The organism is Enterobacter cloacae complex sp. FDA-CDC-AR_0164, assembly GCF_003071645.1.
Classification (GTDB): domain Bacteria; phylum Pseudomonadota; class Gammaproteobacteria; order Enterobacterales; family Enterobacteriaceae; genus Enterobacter; species Enterobacter ludwigii.
In genome coordinates this window covers 1,088,194-1,104,200 of the sequence record NZ_CP028950.1, presented here as the reverse complement: position 1 = coordinate 1,104,200, position 16,007 = coordinate 1,088,194, and the positions used below count along the sequence as shown (strand labels likewise).

15 protein-coding genes are annotated in these 16,007 nt (G+C 54.5%); 11 read left to right on the top strand and 4 right to left on the bottom strand.

Annotated features, from left to right (window positions below; all coding sequences use genetic code 11):
* The first annotated feature begins 23 nt into the window (after positions 1–23).
* Positions 24–440: a secondary thiamine-phosphate synthase enzyme YjbQ gene (locus tag AM410_RS05400; protein ID WP_014168218.1), complete on the top strand. Its 417-nt coding sequence runs from the start codon at positions 24–26 to the stop codon at positions 438–440.
* 2 nt (positions 441–442) lie between these two features.
* On the top strand, positions 443–796 hold the full coding sequence (locus AM410_RS05395; protein ID WP_014168219.1) for an MmcQ/YjbR family DNA-binding protein: 354 nt from the start codon (positions 443–445) through the stop codon (positions 794–796).
* 3 nt (positions 797–799) lie between these two features.
* Here AM410_RS05395 and uvrA read toward each other — a convergent pair whose 3' ends face one another.
* Positions 800–3,622: an excinuclease ABC subunit UvrA gene (gene uvrA / locus AM410_RS05390; RefSeq protein ID WP_108647617.1), complete on the bottom strand. Its 2,823-nt coding sequence runs from the start codon at positions 3,620–3,622 to the stop codon at positions 800–802.
* Between the two features lie 251 nt (positions 3,623–3,873).
* Between uvrA and ssb1 the strand changes: the two genes are divergently transcribed.
* On the top strand, positions 3,874–4,401 hold the full coding sequence (gene ssb1 / locus AM410_RS05380) for a single-stranded DNA-binding protein SSB1 (protein WP_014168221.1): 528 nt from the start codon (positions 3,874–3,876) through the stop codon (positions 4,399–4,401).
* A 63-nt stretch (positions 4,402–4,464) separates the two neighbouring features.
* Here the strand turns inward: ssb1 and AM410_RS05375 are convergent, their stop codons facing one another.
* Positions 4,465–4,746 (bottom strand): YjcB family protein, encoded by a 282-nt coding sequence (locus AM410_RS05375; protein WP_020882839.1) that lies wholly within the window; start codon positions 4,744–4,746, stop codon positions 4,465–4,467.
* A 489-nt stretch (positions 4,747–5,235) separates the two neighbouring features.
* Here AM410_RS05375 and AM410_RS05370 point away from each other — a divergent pair, with 489 nt between their 5' ends.
* Positions 5,236–6,636 carry a sensor domain-containing diguanylate cyclase gene (locus tag AM410_RS05370; protein ID WP_020882838.1) on the top strand — a complete coding sequence of 467 codons (1,401 nt, stop codon included), beginning with the start codon at positions 5,236–5,238 and terminating at the stop codon, positions 6,634–6,636.
* A gap of 339 nt (positions 6,637–6,975) precedes the next feature.
* Positions 6,976–8,541: an EAL domain-containing protein gene (locus AM410_RS05365; protein WP_108647615.1), complete on the top strand. Its 1,566-nt coding sequence runs from the start codon at positions 6,976–6,978 to the stop codon at positions 8,539–8,541.
* 6 nt (positions 8,542–8,547) lie between these two features.
* Here the strand turns inward: AM410_RS05365 and soxS are convergent, their stop codons facing one another.
* Complete coding sequence (gene soxS, locus AM410_RS05360; RefSeq protein ID WP_013095071.1) at positions 8,548–8,874, bottom strand: superoxide response transcriptional regulator SoxS; 327 nt, start codon at positions 8,872–8,874, stop codon at positions 8,548–8,550.
* Between the two features lie 98 nt (positions 8,875–8,972).
* On the opposite strand from soxS, the gene soxR reads away from it, so the two are divergent.
* The 4 genes from soxR (at position 8,973) to AM410_RS05340 (ending at position 13,850) form a co-directional block, all read left to right on the top strand.
* Positions 8,973–9,431 (top strand): redox-sensitive transcriptional activator SoxR, encoded by a 459-nt coding sequence (gene soxR, locus AM410_RS05355; protein WP_014168225.1) that lies wholly within the window; start codon positions 8,973–8,975, stop codon positions 9,429–9,431.
* A gap of 302 nt (positions 9,432–9,733) precedes the next feature.
* The gene (locus AM410_RS05350) at positions 9,734–10,405 is read left to right on the top strand and encodes a glutathione S-transferase family protein (RefSeq protein WP_020882836.1); all 672 of its coding nucleotides are present in this window, start codon (positions 9,734–9,736) and stop codon (positions 10,403–10,405) included.
* A 296-nt stretch (positions 10,406–10,701) separates the two neighbouring features.
* Entirely contained in the window at positions 10,702–12,051 is a 1,350-nt protein-coding gene (ghxP, locus tag AM410_RS05345; RefSeq protein WP_020882835.1) for a guanine/hypoxanthine transporter GhxP, read from the top strand.
* Between the two features lie 152 nt (positions 12,052–12,203).
* Positions 12,204–13,850, top strand: coding sequence for a Na+/H+ antiporter (locus AM410_RS05340; protein ID WP_014168228.1), 1,647 nt, complete (start codon positions 12,204–12,206; stop codon positions 13,848–13,850).
* A gap of 48 nt (positions 13,851–13,898) precedes the next feature.
* Here the strand turns inward: AM410_RS05340 and AM410_RS05335 are convergent, their stop codons facing one another.
* The gene (locus AM410_RS05335; protein ID WP_025206385.1) at positions 13,899–14,780 is read right to left on the bottom strand and encodes a LysR family transcriptional regulator; all 882 of its coding nucleotides are present in this window, start codon (positions 14,778–14,780) and stop codon (positions 13,899–13,901) included.
* A 102-nt stretch (positions 14,781–14,882) separates the two neighbouring features.
* Between AM410_RS05335 and AM410_RS05330 the strand changes: the two genes are divergently transcribed.
* Both AM410_RS05330 and AM410_RS05325 read left to right on the top strand, forming a co-directional pair.
* Positions 14,883–15,293 carry a CidA/LrgA family protein gene (locus AM410_RS05330; protein ID WP_032679393.1) on the top strand — a complete coding sequence of 137 codons (411 nt, stop codon included), beginning with the start codon at positions 14,883–14,885 and terminating at the stop codon, positions 15,291–15,293.
* Positions 15,286–15,975 (top strand): LrgB family protein, encoded by a 690-nt coding sequence (locus AM410_RS05325; RefSeq protein ID WP_023310063.1) that lies wholly within the window; start codon positions 15,286–15,288, stop codon positions 15,973–15,975. Before AM410_RS05330 ends, AM410_RS05325 begins: the two co-directional genes overlap by 8 nt.
* Positions 15,976–16,007 lie beyond the last annotated feature (32 nt).

Genomic DNA, 16,007 nt, shown 5'->3' with positions numbered 1-16,007 from the left:
CATCTTTCATAACGGAGCAGCACATGTGGTATCAACAGACCCTGACCTTAAGCGCGAAACCTCGTGGATTTCATCTGGTGACTGATGAAGTCATTGGGCAAATTCGCGACCTCTCGCGCATCAGGACGGGGTTACTGCATCTGCTGCTTCAGCACACGTCAGCCTCTCTCACGCTTAATGAAAATTGCGATCCCACCGTCCGGTCTGACATGGAGCAGCATTTTCTCAAAACCGTTCCGGACAACGCCCCTTATGAACACGACTATGAGGGAGCAGATGACATGCCGTCGCATATCAAATCCTCTCTGCTGGGCGTATCGCTGATGCTGCCGGTGCACAATGGTCGGTTACTGCTGGGAACGTGGCAAGGGATCTGGCTGGGAGAACATCGTATTCACGGTGGTTCGCGTAAAATTATCGCAACGCTACAAGGGGAATAAAGATGACAATTTCGGAGCTACTTCAGTACTGCATGAGTAAACCTGGCGCGGAGCAGAGCGTTCACAGCGACTGGAAAGCCACGCAGATTAAAGTGGGGGATATTCTGTTTGCGATGGTGAAAGAGGTTGAGGGTCGCCCGGCGGCGTCACTGAAAACCAGCCCGGAACTGGCGGAGCTGTTACGCCAGCAGCACCATGACGTCCGGCCAAGCAAGCATCTCAACAAAGCGCACTGGAGCACCGTTTATCTCGACGGTTCACTGCCGGGTTCGCAAATTTACTATCTGGTGGACGCGTCTTATCAGCAGGCGGTAGAGCTGCTGCCGGAAGCGACCCGACAGCAACTCTCCGTGTGACAATTACAGCAACGGTTTGAGGAAGCGCGCGGTGTGCGAGGCTTCGCACTCTGCCACGGTCTCTGGCGTACCGGAGACGAGGATTTCACCGCCGCCGCTGCCGCCTTCCGGGCCGAGATCGACAATCCAGTCCGCGGTTTTAATCACGTCCAGGTTGTGTTCAATGACCACAATTGTGTTGCCCTGATCGCGAAGCTGATGCAGAACATCAAGCAGCTGCTGGATATCGGCAAAGTGCAGACCGGTGGTCGGCTCATCGAGAATGTACATCGTCTGGCCGGTACCGCGTTTGGAGAGCTCACGCGCCAGCTTCACGCGCTGTGCTTCACCGCCAGACAGCGTGGTGGCAGACTGCCCCAGACGAATATAGGTCAGGCCCACATCCATCAGCGTCTGCAGCTTACGCGCCAGCGCAGGGACCGCGTCAAAGAACTCACGCGCCTCTTCGATGGTCATATCCAGCACTTCGTGGATGGTTTTGCCTTTGTACTTAATCTCCAGCGTTTCGCGGTTATAGCGTTTGCCTTTGCACTGGTCGCACGGCACGTAAATATCCGGCAGGAAGTGCATCTCAACCTTGATAACCCCGTCGCCCTGGCACGCTTCACAGCGTCCGCCGCGCACGTTAAAGCTGAAACGTCCTGGCGTATACCCGCGTGAACGCGCTTCCGGCACACCTGCAAACAGTTCACGTACGGGTGTGAACACGCCCGTATAGGTGGCAGGGTTGGAACGCGGAGTCCGCCCGATTGGACTCTGATCGATATCGATCACTTTATCGAAATGCTCCAGCCCCTGGATGTCACGGTACGGCGCCGGTTCGGCCAGCGTCGCGCCGTTCAGCTGCGTCTGCGCAATCGGGAACAGCGTATCGTTGATCAGCGTCGACTTACCGGAACCGGATACGCCGGTGATACAGGTAAACAGACCAACCGGCAGCGTCAGCGTCACATCTTTCAGGTTGTTGCCGCGCGCACCGGTCAGCTTCAGCACTTTTTCCGGGTTCGCCGGTACACGCTGTTTCGGCACTTCAATCTTGCGCTTGCCGCTCATGTACTGGCCGGTCAATGACTCCGGCACCGCCATAATATCTTTCAACGTTCCTTCCGCGACCACCTGACCGCCGTGTACGCCAGCGCCCGGGCCGATATCGATAACGTGGTCAGCGGCGCGGATCGCGTCTTCATCATGCTCAACCACAATCACCGTGTTACCGAGATTACGCAGGTGGACAAGCGTGCCGAGCAGACGCTCGTTGTCACGCTGGTGCAGGCCGATTGAGGGTTCATCCAGCACATACATCACGCCGACGAGGCCTGCGCCAATCTGGCTCGCGAGGCGGATACGCTGAGCTTCGCCACCGGAGAGGGTCTCTGCGGAGCGGGAAAGCGTCAGGTAATTCAGGCCGACGTTCACCAGGAACTTCAGACGATCGCCGATCTCTTTCAGGACTTTTTCCGCGATTTTCGCGCGCTGGCCGGAGAGCTTCAGGTTGTTGAAGAAGTCCATCGCGTGACCGATGCTCATGTCTGAGATGGTCGGCAGCGCCGTGTTTTCAACAAACACATGGCGAGCTTCACGGCGCAGACGCGTACCTTCACAGGTCGCACAGGAACGGTTGCTGATAAACTTCGCCAGCTCCTCGCGAACCGCGCTGGATTCGGTCTCTTTGTAGCGGCGCTCCATATTGTGCAGCACCCCTTCAAACGGGTGACGGCGCACGGAGGTATCACCGCGATCGTTCATGTACTTGAACTCGATGTTCTCTTTGCCGGAACCGAACAGCACCACTTTGTGCACGTTCGGGTTCAGGCTGGCCCACGGGGCTTCGACGTCGAATTTATAGTGCTCTGCCAGCGACTTCAGCATCTGGAAATAGTAGAAGTTGCGGCGATCCCATCCGCGGATCGCACCGCCAGCCAGCGACAGCTCCGGGTTTTGGATCACGCGGTCCGGATCAAAATATTGCTGTACGCCCAGTCCGTCACACGTCGGACAGGCACCCGCCGGGTTGTTGAACGAGAACAGACGCGGCTCCAGCTCGCGCATGCTGTAACCACAAATCGGACAGGCAAAGTTGGCGGAGAAGAGCAGCTCTTCCGCTTTCGGGTTGTCCATATCGGAGACCACGGCCGTACCGCCAGAGAGTTCCAGCGCGGTTTCGAAGGATTCGGCCAGGCGGGTCGCCAGATCGTCACGGACTTTGAAACGGTCAATCACCACTTCGATGGTGTGCTTCTTCTGCAGCTCCAGCTTAGGCGGATCCGACAGGTCACACACTTCGCCGTCGATACGGGCGCGGATATAGCCCTGGCTTGCCAGGTTCTCCAGCGTTTTGGTGTGCTCGCCCTTACGCTCTTTAATGATGGGCGCCAGCAGCATCAGGCGTTTGCCTTCCGGCTGCGACAGCACGTTATCCACCATCTGGCTTACGGTCTGCGCGGCCAGCGGGACGTCGTGATCCGGGCAGCGCGGCTCACCCACGCGTGCATACAGCAGACGCAGGTAGTCATGAATTTCGGTAATCGTACCAACCGTTGAACGCGGGTTATGCGAGGTGGATTTCTGCTCAATGGAGATAGCAGGTGATAACCCTTCAATATGGTCTACATCCGGTTTTTCCATCAGTGACAGGAACTGACGTGCGTATGCAGAGAGTGACTCCACGTAACGACGCTGTCCTTCGGCATATAAAGTGTCGAAAGCCAGTGAGGATTTGCCAGACCCCGAAAGCCCGGTCACGACGATGAGTTTGTCGCGAGGGATTATGAGGTTGATATTCTTGAGATTGTGGGTGCGGGCGCCCCGAACTTCGATCTTATCCATTCACCTTTCCCGGTTGGAACACGGATTGCCTGGTTTGTTTGAAGGACAAACGGCTGTCAGAAACGGCTAATTATGACACAAAATGACCTGTTTGAATATACAGTATTGGAATGCATTTTCTGATTCACTGTGTAACAATGTCGAGTTCGCGGGAGATTTCGGAACCGACTACGCAACTATGCAAATTGCAGCGTGGAAATGGTACACTCGCGCGTTTACACTATTAAGAAACGTATTCAGGAGACACGAACATGGCCAGCAGAGGCGTAAATAAGGTGATTCTCGTCGGTAATCTGGGCCAGGACCCGGAAGTACGCTACATGCCGAGTGGTGGCGCAGTTGCCAACATTACGCTGGCTACTTCCGAATCCTGGCGTGATAAAGCGACCGGTGAGATGAAAGAGCAGACCGAATGGCACCGCGTTGTGCTGTTTGGCAAACTGGCGGAAGTGGCTGGTGAGTATCTGCGTAAAGGTTCACAGGTTTATATTGAAGGCCAGCTGCGTACCCGCAAATGGACCGATCAAGCCGGCGCTGAGAAGTACACCACGGAAGTTGTGGTCAACGTGGGTGGCACCATGCAGATGCTCGGTGGCCGTCAGGGCGGTGGCGCACCAGCAGGTGGCGGTCAGCAGCAGCAGGGCAGTTGGGGTCAGCCTCAGCAGCCACAGGGCGGCAACCAGTTCAGCGGTGGCGCGCAGTCTCGCCCACAGCAGCAGTCCGCGCCAGCACCGTCTAACGAACCCCCAATGGACTTCGACGACGATATTCCTTTCTGATATCCGACGGTTTAAAACAAAAAACCCAGACCTCGGTCTGGGTTTTTTTCTTCATCTCAGGGATCAGGTAATCACCATCGGCCAGTCTGGCGGGGTATGGCTCATGGCTTCCACCATGACCACTTTAATATTTTCCCAGACGGCAGCGAGATCCAGCAGGGTGATGCCAAGCAGGCCCGTTGCGAACCAGCATGCCGCGCCCAACCCCAACAGGGTGCTGATGACAGCAAGGCCAGCATAGTCAGATTTACGAAACTGAATGTTTAGCGTGCTGGCCAGGAACATCAGCACCGCACTTAACAAAGGCCAGCGCAGGAGAACCATGCTGGTAGTAATGGTTGCCATAAAACCCATCCTCAACAAAGCAGACGAACTGAATGAAACAGTGTTTCTCGTTACACAATATGTGTGAACTATATCACATTTGTTGATTTATTCGCCAGCCTCAGACGGGTGAAAAAAGCAGGAATTATCACAGCCAGGCGTCGCACGAGGATTGAGGGGAAAATATATCTTTGCACGCTAATGACCCCCTTTTATCGCTTCCAGGTAATAAATTCATTGAGATAACAAAACCTCTGCAAATTGAGGTGTGCTGTAGAACGTTTACAGCAACAACCCTTTGGATTATGCTTGAGTGGATAAATAAATTTACTCGCATTCTATAATTCAGGTTTTTGAATTTTATTGGGTTTTTTCTCTTTGTACGTTTTTAATTACACACAACGTCTCGCACTCCAGCTGTGCTGATATTCAGCATCCTGCTCTGGCTCGCCGATTTTTGAATCTGAAGAAAGTTGCGTCCGGTTTAACGCTTAATAATCTGCGAAAAAAATGAAAGAAAAACGACGTGAGATTGTTAATGACAGCCTGCGGGCGTTGCATGCGCTGGCAGATCTGATGCCCCAGCTTCACGCCCATTGTTCGCTGGGCGAGATGCTTGAGACGATCAACCGGGCCTTCGGGGCAAGCCTGGCCTGGATTAGCGTTGATACTGACGGGCTGCAGCGCGTGGTCTGTGCCGGTGAAGTGACCTGTCACTCATTTGAGGTGGCCGATTTTCTTGCCGGTACCCTGCTGGAGAAGCATCACCGCGCGTGGCGGGTCGTCTACTGGAAAGAGAATATCGGCCGCGCATTATTCTCCGCTCATCATCCTGGCTATTCGCAATTGCAAAGCGGGGTGTTATGTAAGCTTTCAACCCATAACGGACAAGGCAGCGGCTATTTCTTTCTGGCGTTTGCTGAGCCGTTATATTCTCTGGCCATCCTGAAAAGTATTGTTGCGGTGCTGGTCGAAAAATTAAAAGACTATTTTTCAGAAATTATCGTTCGTGAAAAAACAGCGCAGGAAATGCAGCGTGTGGTGACCCAATATAAAACCCTGTTTGAACGAGCGCCTGTTTTAATGAACTCATTCGATAAATTTAACCGCTGCGTGCTGTGGAATGCTGAGTGTGAAAAAGTGTTTGGCTGGACAATGGCGGAGATCAGCGCCCATGCCGATCCGCTCTCACTGTTTTACCCCGACCCGGAAGAGCGGCGACGGGTCAGGGAGTCGGTAAATGTCTCGCCGCTAAAGGATATGTACGAGTGGCATCCACTGCGTAAAGACGGTACGCCGTTGACGGTTTTGTGGTCAAACATTCTGCTGCCGGACAGCTCAGTCCTGAATATCGGGCTTGATATTACCGAGCGTAAAAAAGCCGAACAGCAGCTGGAAGTGAAAGCCACCACGGACGATCTTACCGGGTGTTTTAACCGTTCAACCATTTTACAGCAGCTAGAATCCGCGCTGGCGGCAAATGCCAGGCAGGATGCTGACAGCCATTTTTGCGTGCTCATGTTTGACCTGGATTTTTTCAAACAGATCAACGATCGGTGGGGGCATCAGGTGGGCGATCGGGCGCTTATCCACTTTTGCCAGGCTATCCGTGAGTTAAGCCCCGAGAACGCTGCGCTTGGCCGTGTGGGCGGCGAGGAGTTTTTACTCCTGCTGGCGCGAACCGACGGCAACGCGGGCGCCCTTTTTTCGGCGAGGCTACGTACTGCCCTCAAAACCAACCCGCTGGTGGTGGGAGAGAAAAAGCTGGTGCTGTCATTCAGCGCCGGGGCGGTGGAGGTCTGCCAGGGCCAACGCGATACTTCAGGATTACTGATGCGTGCCGATAAAGCATTATATGACGCCAAGCGTACGGGTCGGGGGAAAACGGTGGTGGCTGCTGATTATTTATAAATCAAAAACTAAAATACGCGCGAGTAAATAGCATAAAATGTCATGTTGCCGTTGTTGTTTTTTCACACTGTCAGAAGTTTGGCTTAATCAACGATCCTCTGTTGTGTTATCTTAAAACCTCCCGTACCCGCTGGATAATTATTTTCCTTAATTGAAACGGAACGAATACTTACAGTTTAGCTTACGGGAAAATATTATCGTCATAACGAAAATTAAGATTTTTAATACTAAAAGTCAGTTGCTAACTTCGCATGATTCATGCAACGTAATCACCTGTTAAACAAAGCATCCGGCCTTCATTACTACAGGCGTACAACATGCAGGGATATAGGGCGGGAAATGAATCGTAGCGCGCGGCGCAAGATGCTCAGGGTGGTAGGGATCATCATGGTAGTTATGCTGCCGGTGATGCTTGCGCTATGGTTTGCCCAGATAAGAGCCGTGTCGGAAACAAGCGCCCAACTACGCACCTTTGCTGAACTGGCGTTAGACAAAACAGAGCTGGTAATTCAACAGGTTGATCTGGCCCGCGACGAGGCTGAAAAATATCAGGGTGAGCGTTGTACACCAGAACATCGCCAATATATGTTGAACGTTGTTCGGGGTCGTCTGTTTGTTGCGGATTTAATTTATGCAGAAGGTCAGAGTTTTCTTTGTTCGACCGTTTTTACACCCGCCAATCCTTATCTGATATCCACTGCTAATTACACGCGTAAACCTGACGTTGCTATCTATTATTATCGCGATACGCCATTTTTTACTGGCTATAAAATGACATATATGCAGCGCGGAAATTATGTTGTGGTGGTCAATCCGCTTTCCTACAGCGAAGTAATGTCGACAGATCATTCCCTTTCGTGGGGGGTATACGACACGGTAACGAATGCATTCTTTTCCGTCAGTCAGCGCGCGAATGTTTCTTTATTAAGTTCGATGATTCGGGATAAGGAATCGGTATTTCAAAAAGATAACCGTTTTTATACGGTCGTCAAATCCCCAAAACGGCCTATTGCCGCTATCGTGTCGACGTCGAATAAACGTTTTTATGAAATGCTTTATCACCAGGCGACGTTGACGCTACCGCTGGGGATGATCTGCAGCATAATTATTTTGCTGGTGTGGTCTCGCACCCATCGTGAACTCAATTCTCCCGGGCGGTTACTGCAGCGAGCGCTCAATAAACGCCAGCTTTGTGTCCACTATCAGCCGATTATTGATATCAAGAACAACCAGTGCGTGGGAGCCGAGGCGTTATTACGCTGGCCTGGCTTTAACGGGCCGGTCATGAGCCCGGCTGAATTTATTCCGCTGGCGGAAAAAGAGGGCATGAGCGAGCGAATTACGGATTATGTTGTCGAAGAGGTATTCAGCGATCTGGGCACATTCCTGGCAATGCATCCGCATCTCTATATTTCGATTAACCTGTCGGCCACGGATTTCCACTCTTCACGGCTGATCGCCATGATTTCGGACAAGGCCCGACACTACGCCGTGCGTGCGCAGCAAATTAAAATCGAAGTCACGGAGCGCGGTTTTATTGATGTCCCTAAAACCACTCCGGTTATTCAGGCGTTCCGTCAGGCGGGTTACGAAGTGGCGATTGATGATTTTGGAACGGGTTACTCTAACCTGCACAACCTTTATTCGCTGAATGTCGATATTCTGAAAATCGACAAATCCTTTATCGACACCCTAACAACCAACAGCACCAGCCACCTTATCGCCGAGCATATTATTGAGATGGCACAAAGCCTGCGGCTTAAAACCATTGCGGAAGGGGTGGAAACGGCAGAGCAGGTGAGCTGGTTGTTGAAGCGTGGCGTTCAGTTCTGTCAGGGATGGCATTTCGCGAAAGCGATGCCGCCCCAGGAGTTTATGACCTGGCAGCAGCAACCTTTGCATTGAGAGCCATTAATTCAACTGGTGGCGATAGTCGCTCGGTGTGCGGTCAAACTCGCGGCGAAACACGCGGGAAAAGGTTTGTTGCGACACATATCCCAGATCCATCGCGATATCAAAAATGGGCCGCTGCGTTGAGCGTAAGGCCTGCGCCGCCAGCAGCAGTCTGCGCTGACGAATGTACTCACCCAGCGTCTGGTGCATAACGGTACGGAACATTCTCTGTAAATACCATTTCGAATAGCCGGATTTTTTAGCGACCACATCAATGTTCAACGGTTGGTCGATATGTTCATCAATCCATTCAATAAGTGTCTGAATAATTTGCTGATGCGACATAAGGTTGCCCCTCTGTAGATACAACTGCCCTGGTTGATTCGTCGTTTTCTCTGCGGGCGAGTATAATTCCTCAAGTTAACTTGAGGTAAAGAGGTTTTATGGAAAAGAGATTGCCGCGAATTAAAGCGTTGTTAACCCCCGGCGAAGTGGCGAAGCGAAGCGGCGTTGCGGTGTCGGCGCTCCACTTCTATGAAAGCAAAGGGTTAATTAAAAGCATCCGAAACGCCGGAAACCAGCGACGCTACACGCGTGATGTGCTCCGTTATGTCGCGATTATCAAAATTGCCCAACGAATCGGAATCCCCCTGGCCACCATCGGCGATGCGTTCGGCGTGCTGCCGGAAGGGCACTCTCTCAGCCCGAAAGAGTGGAAAGAGCTTTCCTCTCAGTGGCGTGAAGAGCTGGATCGACGCATTCACACGCTAGTAGCGCTGCGTGATGAACTGGACGGATGTATTGGCTGCGGCTGTTTGTCGCGCAGTGATTGTCCATTGCGTAACCCGGGCGACAGGCTGGGTGAGCAGGGGACAGGGGCGCGGTTGCTGGAGGAAGACTGAGATCCGGCGGAAAACCGCACCTCATACCGCACCTCATAAAGAACTAAAGCGCCACAAAAGGGCGCTTTAGTTTTTCCCGGTCTTTGTCTTTCACTCTATCCCGCTGGTTCACGGGAGGGTTTCCCCCGACATCAGCACCCCTCATGTCGAGCGTGTTGGGGAGGTTCCGGATTGTGCTGACACTTTAATTCTATGCAAGACCCGTCTTTTCGCCAGTCGGTCAGGCCATTTTTTAGGCGAATTTTTTTCGCGGTGTTGTTCGATTTTCTATAGTTAAAAAGTATGAATAAAAGGAGAACACAATGCTCACGGTACACCACCTGAACCAGTCCCGCTCACACCGTGTGATCTGGGCGCTGGAAGAACTTTCCCTGCCCTATGAGATTGTTCGTTACCAGCGCGAAAAGAGCATGCTGGCGCCTGAGTCGCTCAAAAAAGTGCACCCGTTGGGCAAATCGCCGGTTATTGAAGATAACGGCCTGATCCTCGCCGAGTCGGGGGCCATCCTCGAATATCTTCAGGAAACCTACGATCCGGAGTCGCGGCTTAAGCCTCTGGATCCTGCGCATAAGGTGCAGTACCGCTTCTGGTTGCACTATGCCGAAGGTTCGCTAATGCCGCTGCTGTTGATGAAGCTGGTTTTCAGTAGCCTCGGTAAGCCGCCCGTGCCGTTTGGTATCCGCACGTTGGGTAAAGCGCTGGGGCAGGGAGTGCAAAAAGCGTATCTCAACCGCCAGCTTGAAACCCATGCACGCTTTATTGAGTCGCATCTTGCCCATAACAGCTGGTTTGCCGGCGATACGCTCAGCATGGCGGATATTCAGATGAGCTTCCCGATTTTTGCCCTGCTGGCGCGCGGTGGCATCGATAACCTCCCGCATACCCAGGCCTGGAAGAAAAAAGTGGAGAGCAGCCCTGGCTGGCAAAAAACGCTGGAGCAAGGTGGCCCGTTATCGATTCCGGGTGGGGAGTGAAATGTAAACAAATTGCGCACAGACGATAACGTTTGCGCATCCTCTGTTTATTTCTTCAGCGTCATAAGGGAATTTTAGCGAAAAACGATAAAGTTCAGTTGAAAAGGGCGGGGATTAGGCTAGATAATCGTTTGCCTTAATTTGACCACCCGTTTGTAAGCGCGGAGCTAAACGTTTGCTTTTTCTGTGACGCCCCTTTCGTCGCAAATGCAAAACACGGATTTGACGTTTAGCTGGCAGTGGCGTCTCCACCATGCTTACGGACTTTCTATAAAAACTCTCAGGGGATGTTTTCTATGTCTACGCCATCTGCGCGTACTGGCGGTTCGCTTGACGCCATCTTTAAAATTTCGGCTCGCGGCAGCACCGTGCGTCAGGAAATCGTTGCCGGTCTGACCACGTTTCTGGCGATGGTTTACTCCGTCATTGTCGTTCCGGGTATGCTGGGTAAAGCGGGCTTCCCACCGGCGGCCGTCTTTGTTGCTACCTGTCTCGTGGCGGGCGTTGGCTCCATCGTGATGGGCCTGTGGGCGAACCTGCCGCTGGCAATCGGTTGTGCAATCTCGTTGACCGCCTTTACCGCTTTCAGCCTGGTTCTGGGTCAGCACATCAGCGTACCGGTTGCGCTCGGTGCCGTGTTCCTGATGGGGGTACTGTTTACCGTTATCTCCGCCACCGGCATCCGTAGCTGGATTTTGCGCAACCTGCCTCAGGGCGTGGCGCATGGCACCGGCATTGGTATCGGGCTGTTCCTGCTGCTGATTGCCGCAAACGGCGTCGGCCTGGTGATCAAGAACCCGCTGGACGGTCTGCCGGTGGCGTTGGGTCACTTCGCGAGCTTCCCGGTCATTATGTCCCTGATCGGTCTGGCGGTGATTATTGGTCTGGAAAAACTGAAAGTCCCGGGCGGCATTTTGCTGACCATTATCGGGGTGTCCATTGTTGGCCTGATTTTCGATCCTAATGTTCACTTCTCCGGGATTTTCGCCATGCCGTCGCTGAGCGATGACAAAGGCAACTCTCTGATTGGCAGTCTGGATATCATGGGGGCATTGAACCCGGTGATCCTGCCAAGCGTGCTGGCGCTGGTGATGACCGCGGTGTTTGATGCAACGGGTACCATCCGTGCCGTCGCGGGTCAGGCGAACCTGCTGGATAAAGACGGTCAGATTATCGATGGCGGCAAAGCGCTGACCACCGACTCCCTGAGCAGCGTCTTCTCGGGTCTGGTGGGCGCGGCTCCGGCTGCGGTGTATATCGAGTCCGCTGCGGGTACGGCGGCAGGCGGTAAAACCGGCCTGACGGCCATTACCGTTGGCGTGCTGTTCCTGCTGATCCTGTTCCTCTCTCCGCTCTCCTACCTGGTGCCGGCCTACGCGACCGCACCTGCGCTGATGTACGTTGGTTTGCTGATGCTGAGCAACGTGGCGAAAATCGATTTTGCTGATTTTGTGGATGCGATGTCAGGCCTCATCACGGCGGTCTTTATCGTGCTGACCTGTAATATCGTGACCGGCATCATGATCGGTTTCGCGTCGCTGGTGATTGGGCGTCTGGTCTCCGGCGAGTGGCGCAAGCTGAACATCGGCACCGTTGTGATTGCCGTCGCGCTGGTGGCGTTCTACGCGGGCGGCTGGGCAATCTAAGTTGTCCATTGATGCGAAAACGGGTGGCTCAGGCCGCCCGTTTTTATTTTCAGGACTCATCCCGTTGTCTTTTGCGTTACTCTGGGGAAGATAGAATAATCGGCACGACGCCTTAGGTTTGGCTTTTAAGAAACACAGCAAACAGGGAACGCATGGAAATCTTCTTCACAATACTCATCATGACTCTTGTGGTCTCGCTATCCGGGGTAGTCACACGCGTACTGCCCTTTCAGGTCCCCCTGCCATTAATGCAAATTGCCATCGGCGCGCTGCTGGCGTGGCCGACGTTTGGCCTGCACGTGGAGTTCGACCCCGAACTGTTCCTCGTGCTGTTTATTCCGCCGCTGCTGTTTGCCGATGGCTGGAAAACGCCCACGCGTGAATTCCTTGAACACGGGCGAGAGATATTAGGTCTGGCGCTGGCGCTCGTGGTGGTCACGGTGGTCGGGATTGGTTTCCTGATCTACTGGGCGGTACCGGGCATTCCGTTAATTCCGGCCTTTGCGCTGGCCGCGGTGCTGTCACCAACCGATGCCGTGGCGTTGTCCGGCATTGTCGGTGAAGGCCGTATTCCGAAGAAAATCATGGGGATTTTACAGGGTGAGGCGCTGATGAATGACGCCTCTGGCCTGGTTGCCCTGAAATTTGCCGTGGCCGTCGCGATGGGCACGATGATCTTTACCGTAGGCGGCGCGACCCTGGAATTCTTCAAGGTGGCGATTGGCGGTATCCTGGCCGGGTTTGTGGTGAGCTGGCTGTATGGTCGTTCGCTGCGCTTCCTCAGCCGCTGGGGCGGCGATGAACCGGCGACACAGATTGTGCTGCTGTTCCTTCTGCCGTTTGCCTCTTACCTGATTGCCGAACATATCGGCGTGTCGGGCATTCTGGCGGCGGTGGCGGCAGGGATGACCATCACCCGCTCCGGCGTAATGCGCCGTGCGCCGCTGGCCATGCGCCTGCGTGCAAACAGCACCTGGGCGATGCTGGAATTTGTCTTTAACGGGATGGTGTTCCTGCTCCTGGGCCTGCAGTTGCCGGGCATCATGGAATCCTCGCTGGTGGCGGCCGAGGCCGACCCGAACGTCGAAACGTGGATGTTGTTCACCGATATCGTGCTGATCTACATGGCGCTGATGCTGGTGCGTTTCGGCTGGCTGTGGACGATGAAAAAATTCAGCATGCGCTTCCTGACGAAAAAACCGATGGAGTTCGGCTCGTGGACCACGCGGGAGCTGCTGATTGCTTCTTTTGCTGGCGTTCGCGGGGCGATTACGCTTGCCGGTGTGCTGTCCATTCCGCTGCTGCTGCCCACGGGCGATGTCTTCCCGGCGCGCTATGAACTGGTGTTCCTGGCGGCAGGGGTGATTCTGTTCTCACTGTTTGTCGGCGTGATAATGCTGCCTCTTCTGCTGCAGCATATTGAGACGGGTGACTCGACTCAGCAGCATAAAGAGGAGCGTATTGCCCGCGCGGCGACCGCCGAAGTGGCGATTGTGGCCATTCAGAAGATGGAAGAACGTCTTGCGGCGGACACGGAAGAGAACATCGACAACCAGCTGCTGACTGAAGTGAGCTCGCGCGTGATTGGTAACCTGCGTCGTCGTGCCGATGGCCGCAACGATGTGGAAAGTTCGCTGCAGGAGGAGAACCTGGAGCGCCGGTTCCGTCTGGCGGCGCTGCGCTCAGAGCGTGCCGAGCTGTACCATCTGCGCGCCACGCGGCAAATCAGCAATGAGACGCTGCAAAAACTGCTGCACGATCTGGATTTGCTGGAAGCCTTGCTGATAGAGAATCAGTAGTCCGTGCGGGCTGATGCCCTCACCCTGATCCTCTCCACCCGGAGAGGGTCAGGGAACCCAAAATCCTTCACAGCATTTCAGCCACGCCTGCGCGCTGTGCGATAAATAAACCCCTTCGCGCCAAATCATCCCTAACTGCCAGTGTAAATCGCTTTCCAGCGGGATCCAGCGCAGGGTGTTTTTATCGAGCCGTTCGCAAATCGGCTGCGGCAAAATCGCAATGCCGACACCTGCCTGCACCATCGCGGCCAGGAAATCCCACTGCCCGCTGCGCACCGCAATGCGCGGCTTCACGTTGTGTTGATTAAACAGCGCCATCAGCTGGCGGCTGAGGGCGAAATCTTCGTTGTAAATCAGCAGCGGGTGTTCTCCGAGCCGTTCGGGTTTCACCGTGTCGACCTTCAGCCAGTCACCAGAGCGGGGTACCAGCACGCACAGCGGGTGGCTAAAGAGCGGCAGCGTCGCCAGACCGCTCTCTTCCTCCACGGGGAGGGCGGTCATGGCGACATCCAGCTCGCCGTTGGTGACCGCCTGTTGAACCGTTAAGCCGCCAAACTCGGAAATTTTCAGCTCAACGCCGGGATAACGCTGGCGAAACAGGCTGATGGGGCCGGCCATCATCATCCCAACCATCGGCGGGATGCCGAGGCGCAGCAGCCCTTTTGTCAGGTGATTGATATCGCCAAGCTCCGCTTCCAGCTGGCGGAACTCCGCCAGGATCGCCAGCCCGCGTTCAAAGACGACCCGCCCGGTATCGGTCAGCAGCAGCTTGCGTCCGTCGCGGATAAGCAGGGTGCAGTTCAGTTCATCTTCGAGGTTTTTCAGCATCTTGCTGATGGTGGGTTGGGTGACAAACAACTTCTCCGCTGCGCGGGTAAAACTTTGCTGACGAACCACTTCGACAAAATAGCGCAGCGTTCTTATGTCCATGATTATTCCTCGGAACTATACCTTTGATGATTTTAATTCATTTCAGTCCATTACGTGCGCTCACTATACTGGCGCCTCGTCTCATTTTTGAGGAAAACCCCCATGGCCGTGGCGTTAAGCCGTGTTACGCCTGCCGTTGTGCAACGACTTCAGGTACCGGTTCAGGTACTGCTTTATGCGGGACTGTTTGTTTTCGCGGAATATCTTGTCAACTGGTTGCATCTGCCGCTGCCTGCCAACCTGGTCGGAATGGTGCTGATGCTGACGCTTATCCTCTGTCGCGTTATCCCCCTCAACTGGGTACGCGCCGGCGCGCGCTGGCTGCTGGCGGAAATGCTGCTGTTCTTTGTGCCCGCCGTGGTCGCGGTGGTGAACTATGCGCAACTGCTGAGGGTAGATGGCTGGCGCATCTTCGCGGTCATTGCGCTGAGCACGCTGATGGTGCTGGGGGCCACCGCCTGGGTGGTTGATAAAGTGTATCGGTTTGAAATCAGCAGGCAAAAGCATGACTAACTTCCAGATAAGCGTGTTGTGCCTGATTGCCACCCTGGCGATCTACTTTGCCAATAAACGGCTGTATCGCCGTTTTCACGCGCTGCCGCTGATGCCGCTGGTCTTCACGCCGATCCTGCTGGTCCTGATGCTGGTCTTCGGGCATATCTCCTGGCAGAACTACATTGGGGAATCCCACTGGCTGCTGTGGCTACTGGGGCCTGCGACCATTGCTTTTGCGGTACCGGTGTATGACAACCTGGCGATCATCAAACGCCACTGGATGTCGCTCAGCGCTGGCGTGATCACGGCCACGGTGGTGGCGGTCTGCAGTTCCGTCTGGCTGGCCCGGCTGTTTACGCTGCCCGATGAAATTCAGCGCAGCCTGGCCGTCCGTTCGGTCACCACCCCGTTTGCGCTGGCCGCGGCCAAGCCGCTCGGCGGACAGCCGGATCTGGTCGCGTTATTTGTGGTCGTGACGGGCGTCTTCGGGATGGCGGTTGGCGACATGCTTTTTTTGCGGCTGTCGATCCGTGAAGGAATGGCGAAAGGGGCGGGATTTGGCGCGGCATCGCACGGTGCGGGAACGGCACGTTCGTATGAACTCGGGCAGCAGGAAGGGGTGGTGGCAAGCCTGGTGATGATGCTCTCTGGCGTGGTGATGGTATTGATTGCACCGCTGGTGGCGTGGGTGATGTTCTGATTTCCCCGGCCGGAAAGGCCGGGGAGACGAGG